Here is an 18,229-nt window from a genome sequence, read left to right as displayed (position 1 = left end):
GGCAGTGTTGCCGAAAGACGGCCGGCGGGCCTTACTCGGCCAGCATCGCGGCGCTGCGCAGGTAATGGGCGATCTGTCGCGTCTCTATGTCGTCGAGCGTGCGCAATTTGATGTGCCGCCGCTGCTTGCCGCCGCCCTCCAGCACAGCATAGGGATCATCCAGGCTGGCGCCCTGGCTGAGCTCCAGCGAGACGTGGCCGGCATAGGCGAAGACGCCGCCGAAGGGCCGCGCCCGGGAAAACAGTACGCCACCGTACTTCACTTCGTCATGGACATCGGGCATCACTGCCAATGCCAGTTCGCGTACCCGGCAGAGCAACTGGAAGTTCGTCTCGCTGACCAGGCGCACGTCCTGCAGCAACCGATCGACGGCGCCGGCCTGCTTCTCGTAGCGCACGTCGCGGGCATCGAGGTTGGCCACCTTCTGCCAGCCGTGGCGCTGGTAGAAGTCGTTGGCGCGAATGCCGTCCGAGCCATCGGTGACCAGCCAGATGCGCACATGTTCGCGGAACAGGCTGGCCTCGGCCGCCGCCAGCAGCAGGCGCCCTGCCCCAAGGCCCTCGTATTCCGGGCGGACGAACAGGGCGAAGACTTCCCCCGCCGCCCCATCCACCATGGCGAAACCCACGGCCACCCCATCCGCCTCGGCCAGCCAGCAGCAGGGGCCGAGGCTGATGGCCTCGGCCACGCTGGCCGGGGTGATGCCCAACTCGGCCAACTGCTCGTGGGACAGGTGGTTCTGGCGCACGCTGGTGCGGATGGCGAACAGGGTCGCCACGTCCGCCTCGGTGGCGGGGCGAATACGGATCATCTTCGGGGCTCCGGCCTTTGCATGGGTCGCCGAGCATAAGCCGTGCATCCTGGGCTTTGAGGAAGAAGCTGTATCGGGAAGTTAGCCGACATTCCGGGAATGGGAGAAATCCGCCTCATCAGCGATACGGCCTGGCACCGGCCTGGCGGCCGGATCGCGACGTTGCAGGCGAGCACGGTTTTTCGTAGGAGCGAGCTTGCTCGCGAATGAACCCCGCAGCGGAGTCTGTTCGCGAGCAAGCTCGCTCCTACGATGCGTCCGCCTCCGAGCCCACCTGTAGGAGCGCGCCCTGCGCGCGAATCGCGGGCAGGGCCCGCTCCTACATTGGTGCGCCATGGGTGATGCAGCGGTCTATTGGGTTATTCCCCTTCGGGCCAGCGCAAGCGCTGGCCCGAAGGGGAATAACCCAGAAAACAGCGAGCGGACCTTGCTCGATCGGGGCCTCCAACAGGCGCTCCGTGGTCGAATCCGCGGCACGCCGGGGGTCAAGGTCAAACGGCGGATAACCGCGAACGGTTATCCGCCCTACGCCTCGCCCACCTTTCAACCGCCCTTCTTGTCTTCCTCGTCCTCGGCCTTGATCTCTTCCAGGGCCAGTTCCAGGCCCCAGCTGGAGGCTTCCACCGCGGGCGCGGCCGGGGTTGCCGGCTGGGCGCTGGCCGCCTGGGCCTGGGCCGCGGCCGGGTTGTCCCGGTGCAGCTTGAGCTTCAGCCGCAGGTTGTTCGCCGAGTCGGCGTTCTTCACCGCCTCTTCCTCGCTGATCGCGCCTTCCACCGCCAGGTCGAACAGCGCCTGGTCGAAGGTCTGCATGCCCAGCGCGCGGGACTTGTCCATGATCTCCTTGATCGAGCTGAAGTCGCCGCGCTTGATGATGTCGCTGATGGTCGCGGTGCCCAGCAGCACCTCCACTGCGGCGCGGCGCTTGCCGTCCTGGGTGCGCACCAGGCGCTGGGAGACGAAGGCCTTGAGGTTGTTGCCCAGGTCGTTGAGCAGCTGCGGCCGGCGCTCCTCGGGGAAGAAGTTGATGATGCGGTCCAGCGCCTGGTTGGCGTTGTTGGCGTGCAAGGTGGAGATCGCCAGGTGCCCGGTGTCGGCGAAGGCCAGGGCGTGCTCCATGGTCTCGCGGTCGCGGATCTCGCCGATCAGGATCACGTCCGGCGCCTGGCGCAGGGTGTTCTTCAGCGCGGCATGGAAGCTGCGGGTGTCCACCCCCACCTCGCGCTGGTTGATGATCGACTTGCGGTGCCGGTGCACGTACTCGATGGGGTCCTCGATGGTGATGATGTGCCCGCCGCTGTTGCGGTTGCGGTGGTCGATCAGCGCCGCCAGGGAGGTCGACTTGCCCGAGCCGGTGCCGCCGACGAAGAGCACCAGGCCGCGCTTCTCCATCACCACCTTGAGCAGCACCTCGGGCAGCTTCAGGTCTTCGAACAGCGGGATGTCCAGCTTGATGTTGCGCGCGACGATGGACACCTCGTTGCGCTGCTTGAAGATGTTGATGCGGAAGCGCCCGACGCCGGCGACCGAGATCGCCAGGTTCATCTCCAGCTCGCGCTCGAATTCGGCCTTCTGCTCCTCGTCCATGATGGCGTCGGCGATGCGCGCTACGTCGCCGGCCTTCAGCGGTTCGCTGGACAGCGGCTTGAGCACGCCGTTGAACTTGGCGCAGGGCGGCGCGCCGGTGGAAAGGTAAAGGTCGGAACCGTCCTGGCTGGACAGGATCCGCAGCATCGCTTGGATTTCCATCTGTACTGCATCCGCACGCTAGGGGAAGGCGCTGCCCACGACAGGCAAGCGCTTGTAGGAATAATCATCAGACTCTAGGTAGGCCGTCAGACGGGCACAATGCCAGCCCCGGAAAAATGCGATGTACGTCACTGCCTCCCGGGCGGCCGAGCGGGGGTACAATCGGCCATTTCCTTCAGCCGAGAACCTTCCATGCCCGTCGCCATGGCCCGCCACATCCTGGTCAAGACCGCCGCCGAGGCCGAGCAGCTCAAGCTGCGCCTGGCCAAGGGGGAAGACTTCGCCGCCCTGGCGAAGAAGCACTCCACCTGCCCCTCCGGCAAGCGCGGCGGCGACCTCGGCGAGATGCGCCCCGGGCAACTGGTGCGCAGCGTCGACGCGGTGGTGTTCAAGAAGCCGCTGAACGTCGTCCACGGCCCGGTGAAAAGCCAGTTCGGCTACCATCTGGTGCAGGTCTATTTCCGCGACTGACGCCGGAGAACCCATGACACCCGACCAGATCGCCCGCTTCTGCCTGCAACTGCCCGGCGCCCGCGAAGACCTCAAGTGGGGCAGCAACCGGGTGTTCTCGGTGGCCGGCAACAAGATGTTCGCCATCCTCGACTTCCTCGACGAGGGCCGCGGCGGCCTGGCCTTCAAGGTCGGCCCGGAACTCTTCCTCGGCTTCGTCGACCGCCCCGGCATCCGCCCCGCGCCCTACCTGGCCCGCGCCCACTGGATCAGCATGCAGCGTCCCTACCCCATGGGCGCCGACGAGCTGCGCGAGGCCCTCACCCGCTCCCACCAGCTGGTGGTCGCCCGCCTGCCCAAGCGCCTGCGCCTGGGCCTGCTGCTGGACCCGGCATGAACCGTCAGCTCACCTGGGAAGGCCTGTGGCAGGCCCCGCCGGCCAGTTGGGAGCGCCTGCACCTGCAGGACGGTCGCGCCGACAGCCAGTTGCGCGTGGCCGCCGCCGACGGCCAGCCGCCCTACCAACTGGAATACCGCCTGGAATGGGACGCCGACTGGCGCCTGCGCGAGGCCGAGCTGCTGGTGGAAGACGAACACCTGCAACGCCACCTGGCGCTGCTGACCGACGGCCAGGGCCGCTGGACGCTGGGCGATGGCACTGCGCTGGATGAACTGGATGGCTGCCTGGACATCGACATCTGGCCCAGCCCCTTCACCAACACCTTCCCGATCCGCCGCCTGGGCCTGGGCGATGGCCAGTCGGTTGCGCTGGAGGTGGTCTACGTGGAGGCTCCAAAGTTGCAGCCGAGGAAGATGCGCCAGGGCTACACGCGCCGGGATGCCAGCCATTACCTGTACCGCAACCTGGAGGGTACGGACTTCCAGGCGTTGCTGGAGGTGGATGGGCAGGGGTTGGTGGTGGATTATCCGACGCTGTTCCGGCGCGTCTGATTCCCCGGTAAACACGGAGCGCGCCCGAACAGGCGCTTCGTGCTCGAATCCGGGGCGCGCCGGGGATCACGGTCAAACGGCGGATAACCGCGAACGGTTATCCGCCCTACGCAAAACCCACCCGTAACGTAGGGCGTACAACCGTTCGCGGTTGTACGCCGATACACCCGGCTTCGTGCAAACCCCTCAGGTAGTTCGTTAGCTAGCTTTCCTACAAGCCGACGGCGGTTCATCATGCTTCTCCCCTCTCCGCCCCGCTGTTCGTGTCCATGTCCGCCGATACCGCCATGTCCCGTTCCAACGCCGCCATCACGCTCGAGGTGGTGTCGGTGGTGCTGTTCACCTTTCTCGCCTACCTGACCATCGGCATTCCCCTGGCCGTGCTGCCGGGCTACGTGCATGGCGACCTGGGCTTCGGCTCGGTGCTGGCCGGGTTGGTGATCAGCGTGCAGTACCTGGCCACCCTGCTCACCCGGCCCTACGCCGGCAAGGTGATCGACAACCTCGGGCCCAAGCGCGCGGTGCTCTACGGCATGCTCGGCTGCGCCGGCAGCGGCCTGCTGATGCTGCTTTCGGTGTGGCTGCAGGGCATGCCGGCGCTGAGCCTGGGCTGCCTGCTGCTCGGCCGGATGATCCTCGGCACCGCCGAGAGCCTGGTGGGCACCGGCGCCATCAGCTGGGGCATCGACCGCGTCGGCTCGCTGCACACCGCCAAGGTGATCTCCTGGAACGGCATCGCCAGCTACGGCGCGCTGGCCGTGGGCGCACCCTTCGGCGTCCTCCTGGTGCAGGGCCTGGGACTGTGGAGCATGGGCGCGGTGGTGATGCTGCTGGCCGCCGTCGGCTTCGCCCTGGCCTGGCCAAAGCGCGCCGCGGCCATCGTCCACGGCGAGCGCCTGCCCTTCCACCACGTGCTCGGCCGCGTGGCGCCCCATGGCACCGGGCTGGCCCTGGGCGGCATCGGCTTCGGCTGCATCGCCACCTTCATCACCCTGTACTACGCCAGCCGCGGCTGGGGCGGCGCGGTGTACTGCCTGAGCGCCTTCGGCGCCTGCTTCATCGGTGCGCGTCTGCTGTTCGCCAACGCCATCAACCGCCACGGCGGCTTCGCCGTGGCCATCGGCTGCCTGCTGGTGGAAAGCCTCGGCCTGCTCCTGCTGTGGCTGGCCCCGGGGCCCTGGTCGGCCATGGCCGGCGCGGCGCTGACCGGCTTCGGCTTCTCCCTGGTGTTCCCCGCCCTGGGCGTGGAGGCGGTGCGCCTGGTGCCGGCCTCCAGCCGTGGCGCGGCGCTGGGCGCCTACTCGCTGTTCATCGACGTATCCCTAGGCATCACCGGGCCGGTGGCCGGCGCCATCGCCACTGCCTGGGGCTTCCGTTCGATCTTCCCCTTTGCCTGCGTCGCTGCGCTTCTCGGCCTGGGTCTGAGCCTGTGGTTGCAAAGGCGTAATCGTGAAATGGGCTCGGGCTGAGCGGTGGTGTTGTTCAGTTAAGTGATTCTTTGGTTTGGGGAAGGTGCGCAATGCTGGGTTCGCGCCCTCACCCCGGCCCTCTTCCGGAGGGAGAGGGGCTGTTCGTGCCACTGGAGCGTCCGGCGTGGCCGGTGAATCCAATCGCGGACGGAGTCCGCTCCTACGCCCGTGCTTCCCTGGAACCGTAGGAGCGGACTCTGTCCGCGATTCGGCGGATAACGCCGTAGGCGTTATGCGCCCTACGGATTTCCGACGGGGTTGCGGCAGGGGTTGGGGCTCTGCAAAGAGCGCCCTCTCCCCAGCCCTCTCCCGCAAGCGGGAGAGGGCTGTCCTGAGCGAAGAGAAAATCCTGAGTCATCCTGAAACACCTGCCCCCCACCTCGTCATTCCCGCGAACGCGGGAATCCAGTGACGGCCAGGTTCGCGAGCAAGCTCGCTCCTACGAAGAGCAAAAGCAAAAGCGCGTTTGCTCTTGGACTTCCAGAGGAATATCCGCGCACTCCGGAACGCCCCTTCAGAAGGCCGAGCGAAACCGGCGCTCAGGAGGTCATGCGACATGGATGTCGCGAGAGCCCCGATGGGCTACAGGGACGTACCCTCGGGGCGGGCCTCCGTGGCGGGGGAGTTCGCGAGGGTAGCCCGACTCTGTCGGGCCCGTATGTGGGGCAAGCCTTTTTGGTTCCTTTTGTGGCGTTTGACAAAAGGGACTCGCCCGAGGGGGCGAAACAAAAAATCTCCGCAGACTCGGTGCGGCGCGCTACACCGAGCCCCCAAGTCTCTGGGTTCCCGCGTTCGCGGGAATGACGGGGTGGAGATCGGAGCGCGGGGCCAAGGCCCCCACCCCACTCCGCAAGCGAAGCCATAACCCCTCCCATATGAAAAATGCCATTTCTCCCATGGAAAGAAACGGCAGTCCTTCTCAAGCACCCAGCCTCACCGCCCGAAAGGCGATTTTCGCAACCTGCCATCGAAATTCCTGGATTTTATCCACGTTCTGCTATCATCCCGCGCCATCGGGGCCTGTGAGGGGCCTCGAGACATCCAAGAAACGCCAGCACCCACGCGTTGCCAGACCTGGATTGGAGCATCCGGGACGGCAGGCTTTTTTCCACGCTCGGGGGCTGCGAATAAACAGACTGCAGGAAATAACAAAATGACTAACAAAGCGTTCAGTTTGCTTGCATTGGGGATCCTCGCTGCCAGCACCCAGGCCATGGCCGATGACCAGTCCGGCGCCAAGGGCTTCGTCGAGGACAGCCACCTGGACCTGTTCTTCCGCAACGCCTACATGAACCGTGACTACAAGCACGGCGCGCCGGACAAAGCCGAGTGGGGCCAGTCGGCCACCGCCACCTTCTCCTCCGGCTTCACCCAAGGCACCGTCGGCTTCGGCGTCGACGCCTTCGGCCTGTACGCCCTGCGCCTGGATGGCGGCAAAGGCAAGAGCGGTGCCGGCGGCATCGACTTCTTCAAGCGCGGCGACAGCGGCGAAGCAGCCAACGACCTGTCTCGCGCCGGTGGCGCGGTCAAGGCGCGCATCTCCAACACCGTGATCAAGTACGGTGACCAGATGCCCAGCCTGCCGGTGCTGAGCTACGACAACTCGCGCCTGCTGCCGGAGAGCTACACCGGCACCCTGATCACCTCCAAGGAGATCGAGGGCCTGGAGCTGAACGTCGGCAGCTTCACCGAAGAAGCCCGCAAGAGCGCCGAAGGGCGTGACAGCGGCGGCCTGAAGCGCATCGACGTGTACGGCGGCAGCTACAAGTTCACCGACAACTTCAGCGGCTCGCTGTACGCCTCGGACAACAAGGACGTGGCACGCAAGCAGTACATGAACCTGAACTACGTCATCCCGATGCAGGATGCGCAGTCGCTGACCTTCGACTTCAACGGCTACAAGACCAAGCTGAACAAGGACTTCGCCAACCTGAACTTCGGCGGCGACCGCGACAACACCATCTGGAGCCTGGCGGCTACCTACGCCATCGGCGCCCACTCGTTCATGATCGCCCACCAGCGCAACACCGGCGACACCGGCTACAACTACGGCTGGTACCAGAACGCCGGCGGCCTGGGCGACGGCGGCACCACCATCTGGCTGGCCAACTCCTACTGGTCGGACTTCAACGCCGAGGACGAGCGTTCCTGGCAGGCCAACTACAGCATCAACTTCGCTGAGTACGGCATCCCGGGCCTGAGCTACACCGTCGCCTACGTCTACGGCGACAACATCAAGACCTCGCAGACCAACAACGGCCACGAGCGCGAGATCTTCAACCAGGCCAAGTACGTCGTACAGAGCGGCCCGGCCAAGGACCTGTCGGTCAAGCTGCGTGGCTCCTGGGTACGCGTTTCCAACGACGCCCGCGAGTACAACGACGACGGCAACGAAGTGCGCATCTTCGTCGAGTACCCGTTCAGCGTGTTCTGATCGACCTGCTCGCTACGCGTGAATGAAAACGCCCCGTGGCTCGCGCCACGGGGCGTTTTCTTTTAGGTCGGCAGCGCGGAACGCTGACCTGAAAGGGTCAGCGCCAGGTCCTCGATCATGTCCTCCTGCCCGCCGACGGTGCCGCGCCGGCCCAGCTCCACCAGCAGCTCGCGGGCCGATACCCCGTAGCGCGCCTCGGCGCGCTTGGCGAACAGCAGGAAGGAGCTGTACACCCCGGCGTAGCCCAGGGTCAGGGCATCGCGGTCGAGGCGGATGGGCTGATCCATCATCGGCACCACCCGATCCTCGGCGACATCCATGATGCCGTACAGGTCCACGCCGCAATCCACGCCCATGCGCTTGAGCACCGCGACGAAGACTTCCAGCGGCGTGTTGCCGGCGCCGGCGCCCAGCCCCGCCACCGAGCCGTCGATGCGCGCGGCGCCGGCCTCGATGGCGGCCAGGGAGTTGGCGATGGCCATGCCCAGGTTGTGGTGGCCGTGGAAGCCCACCTCGGTGTGCGGCTTCAGCTCGGCGCGCAGCAGGCCGATCTTCGCGCTCACCTCGTCGGGCAGCATGTAGCCGGCCGAGTCGGTGCAGTAGATGCAGTTGGCGCCGAAGCTCTCCATCAGCTTCGCCTGCGCCAGCAACTGCTCGGCGCTGACCATGTGCGCCATCATCAGGAAGCCCACGGTGTCCAGGCCCATCTCGCGGGCCATGCCGATGTGCTGCTCGGAGACGTCGGCCTCGGTGCAGTGGGTGGCCACGCGGATGGTGGAAACGCCGCAGCCATGGGCCATCTTCAGGTGCTCGACGGTGCCGATGCCCGGCAGCAGCAGCGCCGAGACCTTGGCCTGCTTGAGCTGGGGAATCACCGCCTCGAAGTACTCGCGGTCGCTGTACGCCGGAAAGCCGTAGTTCACCGAGGCGCCGCCCAGGCCGTCGCCGTGGGTGATCTCGATCAGCGGCACGCCGGCCGCATCCAGCCCGGTGGCCACGCTGACCATCTGCTCCAGGCTGATCTGGTGGCGCTTGGCGTGCATGCCGTCGCGCAGGCTCATGTCGTGCAGGCGGACCTTCTTACCTTGCAGGTTCATGTTCTCTCTCCTCAGCGCGCCGGCAGTTGCAGGGCGCCCTTGTGGGCTTCTTCGGCGAACATCTCGGCGGTGCGCAGGCCGGCGGCGGTCATGATGTCGAGGTTGCCGGCGGACTTCGGCAGGTAGTCGCCCAGGCCCTCCACCTCCAGGTACACCGAGACGCGGTTACCGTCGAACACCGGGCCGTTGATCAGCTTGTAGCCCGGCACGTAGCGCTGCACCTCGCGGATCATCGCGTGCACCGACTCGCGGATGGCCACCTGGTCCGGCTCGCCGGCGGTCAGGCAGTGGATGGTGTCGCGCATCATCAGCGGCGGCTCGGCCGGGTTGATGACGATGATCGCCTTGCCCTGCTTCGCCCCGCCGACCTGCTCGATGGCGCCGGCGGTGGTGCGGGTGAACTCGTCGATGTTCTTGCGCGTGCCCGGGCCCACCGAGCGCGACGAAACCGTCGCGACTATCTCCGCGTAGTCCACCACCTGCACCCGCGACACCGCGGCGACCATGGGGATGGTCGCCTGGCCGCCGCAGGTCACCATGTTGACGTTCATGGCCAGGTTGCCGGCGTGCTCGGCGAGGTTCACCGGCGGCACGCAAAAGGGCCCGATGGCCGCCGGGGTGAGGTCGACCATGATCACGCCCAGGGCGTTGAGCTTGCGGCTGTTCTCGGCGTGGACGTAGGCCGAGGTGGCGTCGAAGGCGATACGGATGTCGTCGTCCAGCACGTGCGGCAGCAGGCCGTCGACGCCCTCGGCGGTGGTCTTCAGGCCGAAGTCGCGGGCACGCTTGAGGCCGTCGGACTCGGGGTCGACGCCGACCATCCACACCGGTTCGATCCAGTCGGAACGGCGCATTTTCATCAGCAGGTCGGTGCCGATGTTGCCGGGGCCGATGATCGCGGCCCGGAGTTTCTTGCTCATGGGGAGCTCCTATGCACGGAAGGACACCCGGGCGCCGCCCAGGCCGTCGATGTCCAGTTCGAAACGGTCGCCGGCGCGCGCCGGTTCCAGCGGCACCAGGGAGCCGGAGAGGATGATCTCGCCGGCCTTGAAGGGAATGCCGAAGGCGCCCAGGGTGTTGGCCAGCCAGGCCACCGCGGTGAGCGGGTTGCCCTGCACCGCCGAGCCCAGGCCCTCGCTGATCTGCTCGCCGTTCTTGCGCACGCGCATACGCAGGTTGGGCAGGTCCAGCTCGCGCGGGTCGCGCTCCACCGCGCCGAGCACGAACACCCCGCAGGAGGCGTTGTCGGCGACGGTGTCCTGGATGCGGATGCGCCAGTCGTGGATGCGCGAGTCGACGATCTCGAAGCAGGCCATCACGCACTCGGTGGCTTCCAGCACATCGGCCTCGGTGACGCCGGGGCCTTTGAGGTCGCGCTTGAGGCGGAAGGCGATCTCGCCCTCGGCGCGCGGCTGGATCAGGCGGTTCTCCGCCAGCGAGATATCGGCGCCATCGGCGAACCACATCCGCCGGGTGATGAAGCCGAAGTCCGGCTGGTGCACGTTCAGCATGCGCTGCACGGCCGCGGAGGTGACGCCGATCTTCTTGCCCACCAGCTCGTCGCCGTCGGCCAGGCGCCGCTGCAGGATGCGCTGGGAGATGCGGTAGGCGTCGTCGATGCCGATCTGCGCCCAGCGCTCGGTGAGCGGCGTTATCGTGCGGCCTTCAACCAACGCAGCGTAAAGCTCGTCAGCGTGCTGGCGTTGCAGGGCCTCGCTCATGCCTTGGCCTCCGCCAGGAAGGCCAGGACCTCGCGGTTGAACAGCGCGCGGTGCTCCACCATCACCCAGTGCCCGCATTCGCTGAGCAGGATGAAGCGGATGTTGCGGCAGCTCTGCATCAGCGTCTGCGCGCCGCTGGCCGGGCAGAACCTGTCGTTCATGCCCCAGAAGCCGAGGATCGGGCAGGCCAGCTCGGCCAGCCGCGCGGACAGGTTCGGCACCTGCATGCGGGTGAGCACGCAGCGCGGCTGCTCCTGCACCACGGCGACGCGTTCATCGACCGTCTCGTCGCTGATCAGCGAAGCATCGTGGAGCTGCAGCGCCAGCAGGCGGCGCATGCCCCCGGCATCGTTCAGCTCGCCATTGGCGAAGGCCGCGCCCATCTTCTGGATGCCTTCCATCTGCAGGTAGTACTGCTCCTTCTCCATCAGCCCGCCGGGCGCCATCAGCACCAGGCGCGCGATGCGCTGCGGCTGGTCGAGGGCCATCCTGATGGCGATGGCGCCGCCCAGGGAGTTGCCCACCAGGGTGCAGCGCTGCACGTCGAGGGCGTCGAGCAGGCCGAACATGGCCTCGACGAAGAAGTCCAGGGTGTAGTCGGTCTCGGGCTTGTCGCTGGCGCCGTAGCCGGGCAGGTCCGGCACCAGCGCGCGGTGGCCGGCGCCGGCGAAGTCCGGGTAGTTCTGCTTGAAGTTGCTGTGGCCGCTGGCCCCGGGGCCGCTGCCGTGGATGAACAGCACGGCATCGCCGCTGCCGCTGTCCAGGTAGTGCAACCGGAGTCCGTCGTTGAGGGTGACGAAGTGCCCTTGCGGCAAGGCCATGGCGTGGCTCCTGGGGTGGGGATGTGGCGGGATTATTTCGGCGGGGGGCGGGGGTGGCATCGTCCGAGAGGACTATTGGGGTTTGCGCCTGGATCGACGCCGTGCGAGGTGTGGGCATGGTCAACCGGCTCACCCTCGGCGTAGGGCGTACAACCGTTCGCGGTTGTACGCCGATACACCTCGTTTACCGTCAACGCCGTGGCCGAAACCGGGATTCCTAGTCCCTTCGGACGTGGGCACCCACCAGCACCCCGCCTAGCCTGGAAGCCTTTCGCGAAAGAGGACGACACATGACTCAAGCATTGGACTTCAGCGGCCAGGTGGTCCTGGTCACCGGCGGCGCCAAGGGCGTCGGCCGCGGCATCAGCCAGCGCTTCCTGGAACGCGGCGCCGAGGTGGTGATCTGCGGCCGCGAGGCCCCCGCGCAGTTACCGAGCCACGCGGGCCGCGAAGCCTGGTTCGTGCCCTGCGACGTGCGCGACTTCGCCCAGTTGGAGGCGCTGATGGCGGCCATCGACGAGCGCCACGGGCGCCTCGACGTGCTGGTCAACAATGCCGGCGGCGCGCCCCATGCCGATGCCGCCGATGCCTCGCCGCGCTTCTCCGAGGCCATCGTCCGTCTCAACCTGCTGGCGCCGCTGAACCTCTGCCAGTTGGCCAACCAGCGTATGCAGAAACAGCCCAACGGCGGCTCGATCATCAACATCTGCAGCGTCAGCGCCACCCGCCCCTCCCCCGGCACCGCGGCCTACGGCGCGGCCAAGGCCGGACTGCTCAACCTGGGACGCTCGCTGGCGGTGGAATGGGCGCCGAAGGTACGCGTCAACGCGGTGATCGGCGGGCTGATCCGCACCGAGCAGAGCCACCTGCACTACGGCGACGAGGCCGGCCTGCAGCGCGTGGCCGCCACGGTGCCGCTGGGGCGTCTGGCCGAACCGGGAGACATCGGCGACGCCTGCCTGTACCTGGCTTCCCCGCTGGCGGCCTACGTCAGCGGCGCGGAACTGGCCCTGCACGGCGGCGGCGAGCGCCCCGCCTTCCTCGACGCGGCCCAGGGGTGAAGCCATGCTCAGCGCCCGCCACGACCTCAACCTCGACCTCACCCCGCAAGCCGCCTGGGCGCGCCTGCGCGACCTGAGCCTGGCGCCGCACTACGTGCCCGGCCTGACCGGCTGCGAATTCCACCCCGGCCCGCGCGCGGGCCTGGGCGCCAGCCGACGGGTGTTCATGAAGCGCGGCTACCTCGACGAAAGCGTGGCGCAGTGGGACGAAGGCCAGGGCCTGGTGCTGCGCCTGCACCGTGCCGAGCAGGGGCCGCCCTTCCCTTTCCGCCAGGCGAGTTTCCGCTATGCCCTGCACCCCGAAGGCGAAGGCCGCACCCGCCTGAGTCTGAGCCTGGACGGCGAACTGCGCGGCGGAAGACTGGGCGAATGGCTGCTGGCCGGCGCGCTGCGCAGGACGGTGGCGAAGATCGCGGTGAACCTGAAGGCTTTCTACGAGACCGGGGAGACGCAGAATCCGGATTTCGCAAGTACGTCGTAGGAGTGGACTTTGTCCGCGATTCGGATTTCCGAGGGGGTCGAGGTTGGGGAGGGGTTGAGGCTCTGCAGAAGAGCGCCCTCTCCCCAGCCCTCGGCTGCGCGCCCCGCCCTGAAGGGAGAGGGGGCTGTCCTGAGCGAAGGGAGAATCCTGAGTCATCCTGAAACGCCTGCCCCCCACCTCGTCATTCCCGCGAACGCGGGACGCGGCTCCATCGCGAACAGCGCTTGCGCTGGCCCGAAGGGGAATAACCCAGTGACGGCCAGGTTCGCGAGCAAGCTCGCTCCTACGAAAAGCAAAAGCAAAAGCAAAAGCGCGTTTGCTCTTGGGACTTCCAGAGAAACATCCGCGCACTCCGAAACGCCCCTTCAGAAGGCCGAACGAAACCCGCGCTCAGGAGGTCATGCGACATGGATGTCGCGAGAGCCCCGCGGGCTACAGGGACGTACCCTCGGGGCGGGCCTCCGTGGCGGGGGAATTCGCGAGGGTAGCCCGACTCTGTCGGGCCCGTATGTCGGGGCAAGCCTTTTTGGTTCCTTTTTGCGGGGGTGGCCTTCCACCGTTTGACAAAAGGGACTCGCCCGAGGGGGCGAAACGAGAAGGTCGGGCAGACTCGGAGCGGCGCAGAAACACCCAAGCCAAGGCAGCTGGGTTCCCGCGTTCGCGGGAATGACGGGGGTTGAGGTTGGAGAGGAGGTTGAGAATCCGTAGCCCCCCATCACCCCTCCAGGCGCTCCACTTCCAGGCGATTACGCCCACCAGCCTTGGCACGATACAGAGCCCGGTCAGCAGCATTCACCAACTGCCACTCCTGCCCCCCCGCCACCGTAGCCGGTGCGGTGGCCAGACCGACACTGGCAGTAACCACCCCGAAGGGACTCTCACGGTGCGCCAGCCGCTCACCCGCCAACCGCTGCAGAAAGGCCCTAGCCACCGCCTCGGCGCCAGCGCTGTCAGTGCTGGGCAGAATCACCGCCAACTCCTCACCGCCATAGCGCGCCACCAGATCCCCCGGTCGCCGCACGCAGGCGGCTAGCAACCCCGCCACCACCTGCAGACAGTCATCGCCAGCCTGGTGCCCATAGCTATCGTTGTAACGCTTGAAGTGATCGATATCGACCAGCAACAGCGACAACGGCGCCCCCTCGCGGGCACAGCGCCGCGCCTCGGTGGCCAGGGTTTCGTCGAAGCTGCGGCGGTTGGCCAGCCCGGTCAGCGCGTCCTGGGCGGCGAGCACCCGTAGCTGGTCGTTGGCCCGCAGCAGTTCCTCGCGGGCGGCGGCGAGCTGGCGGCTGGTGCGGGTGCGCTGGCGGATGTCGATGAGCAGGCGCTGGCCGGTCAGGCCGAGCACCGCCAGCAGCACCAGGACGATGCCGGCGTTGAGCTGGGCCTGCTTGCGCCAGTCCTGCAGGGCCTCCGCCTTGCTCAGCGCCACGGTGGTCACCAGCGGGTAGTGGTCGTTGCGGCGGAACACGTAGATGCGCTCCACGCCGTCGAAGCGCGAAGTGCTGCTGGCACTGCCGGAGTCGGCGTGGCGCAGGTAGTCGGTGAACAGCGGCGAGCCCGACAGGTCGCGGCCCAGGTCGGCCTCGCGGAAGGGGTAGCGCACCAGCAGCTGGCCGTTGCCCTGGGTCAGGCTCATGGCGCCGTGCTGGCCGATGTCCAGGCGGCCGAACAGGCTGAGGAAGTTCTCGATGCCGAGGGTGGTGGCCACCACGCCGGCGAAGCTGCCGTCGGGGTGGTCGAGGCGGCGGCTGACGGTGATCACCCACAGGCCGCTGGAGCGGCTGCGGATCGGCGGGCCGATGAAGATGTCCCGCGAGGGGTTGTCGCGGTGGTGGATGAAGAAGGCGCGGTCCGCGCTGTTCGCCCCCGGCGGGATGCTGCCGTGGGAGACCAGCAACCAGCGGCCGTGCGCGTCGAACAGCGAGATGCCGACCACCTGGCTGAGCACCTTCTGCTGGCGCTCCAGCAGCCGCTGCAGGCGCGCCAGCTGCGCGGGGCCCAGGCCGTCGCTCTCGACACGGTCGGCCAGGTCCAGCAGCAGCACCTCGCACTGGCGCACCACGCCCTCGGCGTAGGAGTCCAGCGCCTGGGTGAGGTTGAGCATGTCGGTGTTGACGTCGCGCAGGGTGCGCTCGCGCGACGACCAGGTCTGCCAGGCGGTCAGCAGGGCCAGGGAGACGCAGATCATGAACAGCAGCAGGGAGGCTACGCGGGTATCACGCTTCACGACATCACGGGCTCGACACGGGGTAATCCGTAGCGGACGGCATGGCCCGCGCACCCGGGTATTCTAGCCCGCATGGGCGAATCCGCCCATGACCGGCCGGTCAGGCCAGCGTATCGAGCAGCGCGCTGAGCACCGCGCGCAGCTTGCCCGGCTTCACCGGCTTGTTCAGCTGCGGGATGCCCAGGCGCTGCAGGGCGCGGCGGCATTCGTCGCTGCGGTCGGCGCTGATCATCACCGCGGGGATCTCGCGGCCGTAGTGGCGGCGAAGGTCGCGCACCAGCTCGCAGCCGGTGGCGCCGTGGTCCAGGTGGTAGTCGGCCAGTATCGCCTCCGGCGGCTGCGAGCCGAGCAGCGCCAGGGCGGCGTCGCGGTCGGTGGCGGTGAGCACCTCGCAGCCCCACTGGCCGAGCAGCGCGGCCATGCTGAAGAGGATCGAGGTTTCGTTGTCCACCACCAGCAGGCGCCGGCCCGGCAGCGGGTCGCCGGTGCTCGGGCGCGGCGTGGCATCGCCGCCGGCGCGCGGCGGCAGCGCCTCGGCCAGGGGCACTTCGAGGGCGAACAGCGAGCCGCGCCCGGGCACCGAGCGCACCTGCACCGCGCAGCCGAGCAGCCCGGCGATGCGGTCGACGATGGCCAGGCCCAGGCCCACGCCCTGGCGCTCGGCGGCGCGGCCGGTATCGAGCTGGTTGAATTCGAGGAAGATCGCCTGCAACTGGTCCGCCGGGATGCCGCGGCCGGTGTCCCACACCTCCAGGCGCACGCTGGCGCCGCGCCGTCGCGCGGCCAGCAATACGCCACCGCGCCCGGTGTAGCGGCAGGCGTTGCTGAGGAAGTTGCGCAGGATGCGCGACAGCAGGCGCGCATCGGTGCGCACCGAGAGATTGGGGATGCGCACGCGCCATTGCAGGCCGGACGACAGCGCCACGCTTTCGAACTCCGAGGCCAGCGGGCCGAGCAGTTCGTCCAGGCCGTGGACGTCCAGGTCCGGGCGGATCGCGCTCTGGTCCAGGCGGGCGATTTCCAGCAGGTCGGTGAGCAGGTTCTCAGCGCCTTCCAGGGCCTGGTGGGTGCGTTCCACCAATTGCTGCTCGGCGCCCGGCAGCTTCCGCTCGCGCAGGGTGGCCACCAGCAGGCGCGCGGCGTTGAGCGGCTGCAGCAGGTCGTGGCTGGCCGCCGCCAGGTACTTGTCCTTGCTGTGGTTGGCCGCCTCGGCGGCATCGCGCGCCTCGCGCAGCTGCTGGTTCAGCGCTTCCAGCTCGCCGGTGCGTTCGGCCACGCGCTGCTCCAGTTCCTCGTTGAGCGTCTGCAGGCGCTGCTGGGCCAGGATGCGCTCGGTGATGTCGGCGACGAAGCCTTCCACCAGGCCTTCTTCGTCGGGCTTGAGCAGCAGGTTCATGAGCACGTCGACGTGGCTGCCGTCCTTGCGCAGCAGGCGCGTCTCGTAGCCGAACAGCCCGCCCTGCTCGCGCAGCAGGTCGCGGATGCGGCGCATCTCCGCCTCGCCGCCGGCGAACAGTTGCGTGGCCATGTCCTGCAGGTTCCACAACACCTGCTGCGGGTCGGCGTAGCCGAGCATCCGCGCCAGGGCCGGGTTGGCCGCGCGCAGGCCGTCGCTGAGGCTGGCCTGGAAGATGCCGTGCACGGCGTGCTCGAACAGCCACTTGTAGCGGTTGCGCTCGGTTTCCAGTTCCTCCAGGCGCGCCAGCAGCTCGGGGTAGTGGCTCTTGCGCGTGGAGTGGCTGCCCAGGCCGAGCAGCGCCGCCAGGGCGTCCTGCTGCGGCTCAGAGGGCCTCGCCATAGACCACCTCGACGTCGCGCTGGCTGGATTCGCGGGGGTTGGTGAGGATGCACGGGTCCTGCATGGCGTGGCGCGACAGGAAGGGGATGTCGGAGATGCCCACGCCGTGCGGGCCGAGGGTCTCGTGGAAGCCCACGGCGCGCTTGAGGGCGATCAGGTGCTCGACCAGGCGCTGGCGGATCTGCGCGTGGGTAAGGCCGCGGCAGTCGATGCCGAAGGTCTCGGCGATGACCTTGAAGCGCTCGGGCGCGGCGTTGTAGTTGAAGGCCACCACGTGCTCCACCAGCACGGCGTTGCACAGCCCGTGGGGCAGGTCGAGGTAGCCGCCCAGGCTGTGGGACATGGCGTGCACCGCACCGAGGATGGCGTTGGAGAAGGCCAGCCCGGCCTGCATGCTGCCGAGCATGATCTTCTCGCGCAGGGCGATGTCGTCGGGGTTGGCGATCATCTGCACCAGGTTGCCGTCGATCAGGCGCATGGCCTCCAGCGCGTGGCTGTCGGTGAGCGGGCCATGGCCGGTGGAGACGAAGGCCTCGATGGCGTGCACCAGGGCGTCGATGCCGGTGCAGGCGGAGAGGAAGCCGTCCATGCTCAGGGTGGTTTCCGGGTCGATCAGCGACACGTCGGGCACCACCGCCTTGCTCACCACCGAGAACTTCATGCGCTCGTCCTGGTTGGAGATGATGACGAACTGCGAGACGTCGGCCGAGGTGCCGGCGGTGGTGGGGATGAGGATCAGCGGCGGGCTGGGCACGCGCAGCTTGTCGACGCCTTCGAACTCGAGGATGTTGCGGCCGTGGGCGGCGACGATGCCGATGCCCTTGGCGCAGTCCATCGGGCTGCCGCCGCCGACCGCGACTATCACGTTGCAGCCTTCGCTGCGGTAGATGTCGGCGCCGCGCATCACTTCTTCCACGCGCGGGTTGGGCGAGACGTCGGTGTACAGGCAGTGCTCGATGCCCTGCCCGGCCAGGCTGGCCTGCACGTCGGCCACCCAGCCGGCGGCGAGCACGCCGGGGTCGGACACCAGCAGCACCTTGCGGGCGCCGAAGGTCTTGGCGTAGTTGGCGACGGTGTGCCGGCAGCCGGCACCGAAGATGATCTCTGGCGAGACGAATTTACGCAGCAGGCTGAGGTCGTGGCTCATGGGGTGCTTGTT

The 18,229-nt window shown here is 67.8% G+C and carries 16 protein-coding genes and 1 pseudogene; 7 read left to right on the top strand and 10 right to left on the bottom strand.

What is annotated here, in order from left to right; all coding sequences use genetic code 11:
- Positions 1-31: 31 nt before the first annotated feature.
- The 3 genes and pseudogenes from ACTWJ5_RS13625 to ACTWJ5_RS13615 all read right to left on the bottom strand — a co-directional run bounded on the left by ACTWJ5_RS13625 (position 32) and on the right by ACTWJ5_RS13615 (position 2,557).
- Positions 32-283: a DUF1801 domain-containing protein gene (locus ACTWJ5_RS13625; RefSeq protein ID WP_249920251.1), complete on the bottom strand. Its 252-nt coding sequence runs from the start codon at positions 281-283 to the stop codon at positions 32-34.
- A 99-nt stretch (positions 284-382) separates the two neighbouring features.
- Positions 383-811: pseudogene (locus ACTWJ5_RS13620) on the bottom strand (GNAT family N-acetyltransferase); the annotation flags it as partial.
- A 543-nt stretch (positions 812-1,354) separates the two neighbouring features.
- Positions 1,355-2,557, bottom strand: coding sequence for a PilT/PilU family type 4a pilus ATPase (locus tag ACTWJ5_RS13615; RefSeq protein ID WP_249919742.1), 1,203 nt, complete (start codon positions 2,555-2,557; stop codon positions 1,355-1,357).
- A gap of 192 nt (positions 2,558-2,749) precedes the next feature.
- On the opposite strand from ACTWJ5_RS13615, the gene ACTWJ5_RS13610 reads away from it, so the two are divergent.
- From ACTWJ5_RS13610 to ACTWJ5_RS13590, 5 genes are all read left to right on the top strand, one after another.
- Positions 2,750-3,028 carry a peptidylprolyl isomerase gene (locus ACTWJ5_RS13610; protein WP_444439010.1) on the top strand — a complete coding sequence of 93 codons (279 nt, stop codon included), beginning with the start codon at positions 2,750-2,752 and terminating at the stop codon, positions 3,026-3,028.
- A 13-nt stretch (positions 3,029-3,041) separates the two neighbouring features.
- The gene (locus ACTWJ5_RS13605; RefSeq protein ID WP_074983928.1) at positions 3,042-3,404 is read left to right on the top strand and encodes an MmcQ/YjbR family DNA-binding protein; all 363 of its coding nucleotides are present in this window, start codon (positions 3,042-3,044) and stop codon (positions 3,402-3,404) included.
- Positions 3,401-3,958, top strand: a complete 558-nt coding sequence (locus ACTWJ5_RS13600; RefSeq protein ID WP_444439008.1) for a putative glycolipid-binding domain-containing protein — start codon at positions 3,401-3,403, stop codon at positions 3,956-3,958. The genes ACTWJ5_RS13605 and ACTWJ5_RS13600 overlap by 4 nt, the downstream gene beginning before the upstream one ends.
- A gap of 269 nt (positions 3,959-4,227) precedes the next feature.
- Positions 4,228-5,427 carry an MFS transporter gene (locus tag ACTWJ5_RS13595; protein ID WP_083426838.1) on the top strand — a complete coding sequence of 400 codons (1,200 nt, stop codon included), beginning with the start codon at positions 4,228-4,230 and terminating at the stop codon, positions 5,425-5,427.
- A 1,153-nt stretch (positions 5,428-6,580) separates the two neighbouring features.
- On the top strand, positions 6,581-7,861 hold the full coding sequence (locus ACTWJ5_RS13590; RefSeq protein ID WP_116423914.1) for an OprD family porin: 1,281 nt from the start codon (positions 6,581-6,583) through the stop codon (positions 7,859-7,861).
- A 62-nt stretch (positions 7,862-7,923) separates the two neighbouring features.
- On the opposite strand, the gene dmpG is transcribed toward ACTWJ5_RS13590, so the two are convergent.
- From dmpG to ACTWJ5_RS13570, 4 genes are read right to left on the bottom strand one after another with little or no spacing between them, the layout of a single operon-like run.
- Positions 7,924-8,958, bottom strand: a complete 1,035-nt coding sequence (dmpG, locus tag ACTWJ5_RS13585) for a 4-hydroxy-2-oxovalerate aldolase (RefSeq protein WP_261746366.1) — start codon at positions 8,956-8,958, stop codon at positions 7,924-7,926.
- Positions 8,959-8,969: 11 nt separating this feature from the next.
- On the bottom strand, positions 8,970-9,878 hold the full coding sequence (locus ACTWJ5_RS13580; RefSeq protein ID WP_253412715.1) for an acetaldehyde dehydrogenase (acetylating): 909 nt from the start codon (positions 9,876-9,878) through the stop codon (positions 8,970-8,972).
- Between the two features lie 9 nt (positions 9,879-9,887).
- Positions 9,888-10,679, bottom strand: coding sequence for a fumarylacetoacetate hydrolase family protein (locus ACTWJ5_RS13575; RefSeq protein ID WP_116423916.1), 792 nt, complete (start codon positions 10,677-10,679; stop codon positions 9,888-9,890).
- Positions 10,676-11,500 (bottom strand): alpha/beta fold hydrolase, encoded by an 825-nt coding sequence (locus ACTWJ5_RS13570; RefSeq protein WP_253412714.1) that lies wholly within the window; start codon positions 11,498-11,500, stop codon positions 10,676-10,678. The genes ACTWJ5_RS13575 and ACTWJ5_RS13570 overlap by 4 nt, the downstream gene beginning before the upstream one ends.
- A gap of 290 nt (positions 11,501-11,790) precedes the next feature.
- Between ACTWJ5_RS13570 and ACTWJ5_RS13565 the strand changes: the two genes are divergently transcribed.
- Both ACTWJ5_RS13565 and ACTWJ5_RS13560 read left to right on the top strand, forming a co-directional pair.
- Positions 11,791-12,561 carry an SDR family oxidoreductase gene (locus tag ACTWJ5_RS13565; protein WP_261746367.1) on the top strand — a complete coding sequence of 257 codons (771 nt, stop codon included), beginning with the start codon at positions 11,791-11,793 and terminating at the stop codon, positions 12,559-12,561.
- A gap of 4 nt (positions 12,562-12,565) precedes the next feature.
- Complete coding sequence (locus tag ACTWJ5_RS13560) at positions 12,566-13,042, top strand: SRPBCC family protein (protein ID WP_444439004.1); 477 nt, start codon at positions 12,566-12,568, stop codon at positions 13,040-13,042.
- 715 nt (positions 13,043-13,757) lie between these two features.
- Here ACTWJ5_RS13560 and ACTWJ5_RS13555 read toward each other — a convergent pair.
- The 3 genes from ACTWJ5_RS13555 to ercA all read right to left on the bottom strand — a co-directional run bounded on the left by ACTWJ5_RS13555 (position 13,758) and on the right by ercA (position 18,217).
- Entirely contained in the window at positions 13,758-15,272 is a 1,515-nt protein-coding gene (locus tag ACTWJ5_RS13555; protein WP_444439003.1) for a sensor domain-containing diguanylate cyclase, read from the bottom strand.
- A 100-nt stretch (positions 15,273-15,372) separates the two neighbouring features.
- On the bottom strand, positions 15,373-17,070 hold the full coding sequence (locus tag ACTWJ5_RS13550; RefSeq protein ID WP_444439001.1) for a PAS domain-containing hybrid sensor histidine kinase/response regulator: 1,698 nt from the start codon (positions 17,068-17,070) through the stop codon (positions 15,373-15,375).
- The gene (gene ercA, locus ACTWJ5_RS13545) at positions 17,054-18,217 is read right to left on the bottom strand and encodes an alcohol dehydrogenase-like regulatory protein ErcA (protein WP_423357672.1); all 1,164 of its coding nucleotides are present in this window, start codon (positions 18,215-18,217) and stop codon (positions 17,054-17,056) included. Before ercA ends, ACTWJ5_RS13550 begins: the two co-directional genes overlap by 17 nt.
- Between the last annotated feature and the right edge of the window lie 12 nt (positions 18,218-18,229).

Source organism: Pseudomonas sp. A6 (genome assembly GCF_052367875.1).
GTDB lineage: Bacteria > Pseudomonadota > Gammaproteobacteria > Pseudomonadales > Pseudomonadaceae > Pseudomonas > Pseudomonas citronellolis.
This window is presented reverse-complemented; position numbering and strand designations above follow the sequence as displayed.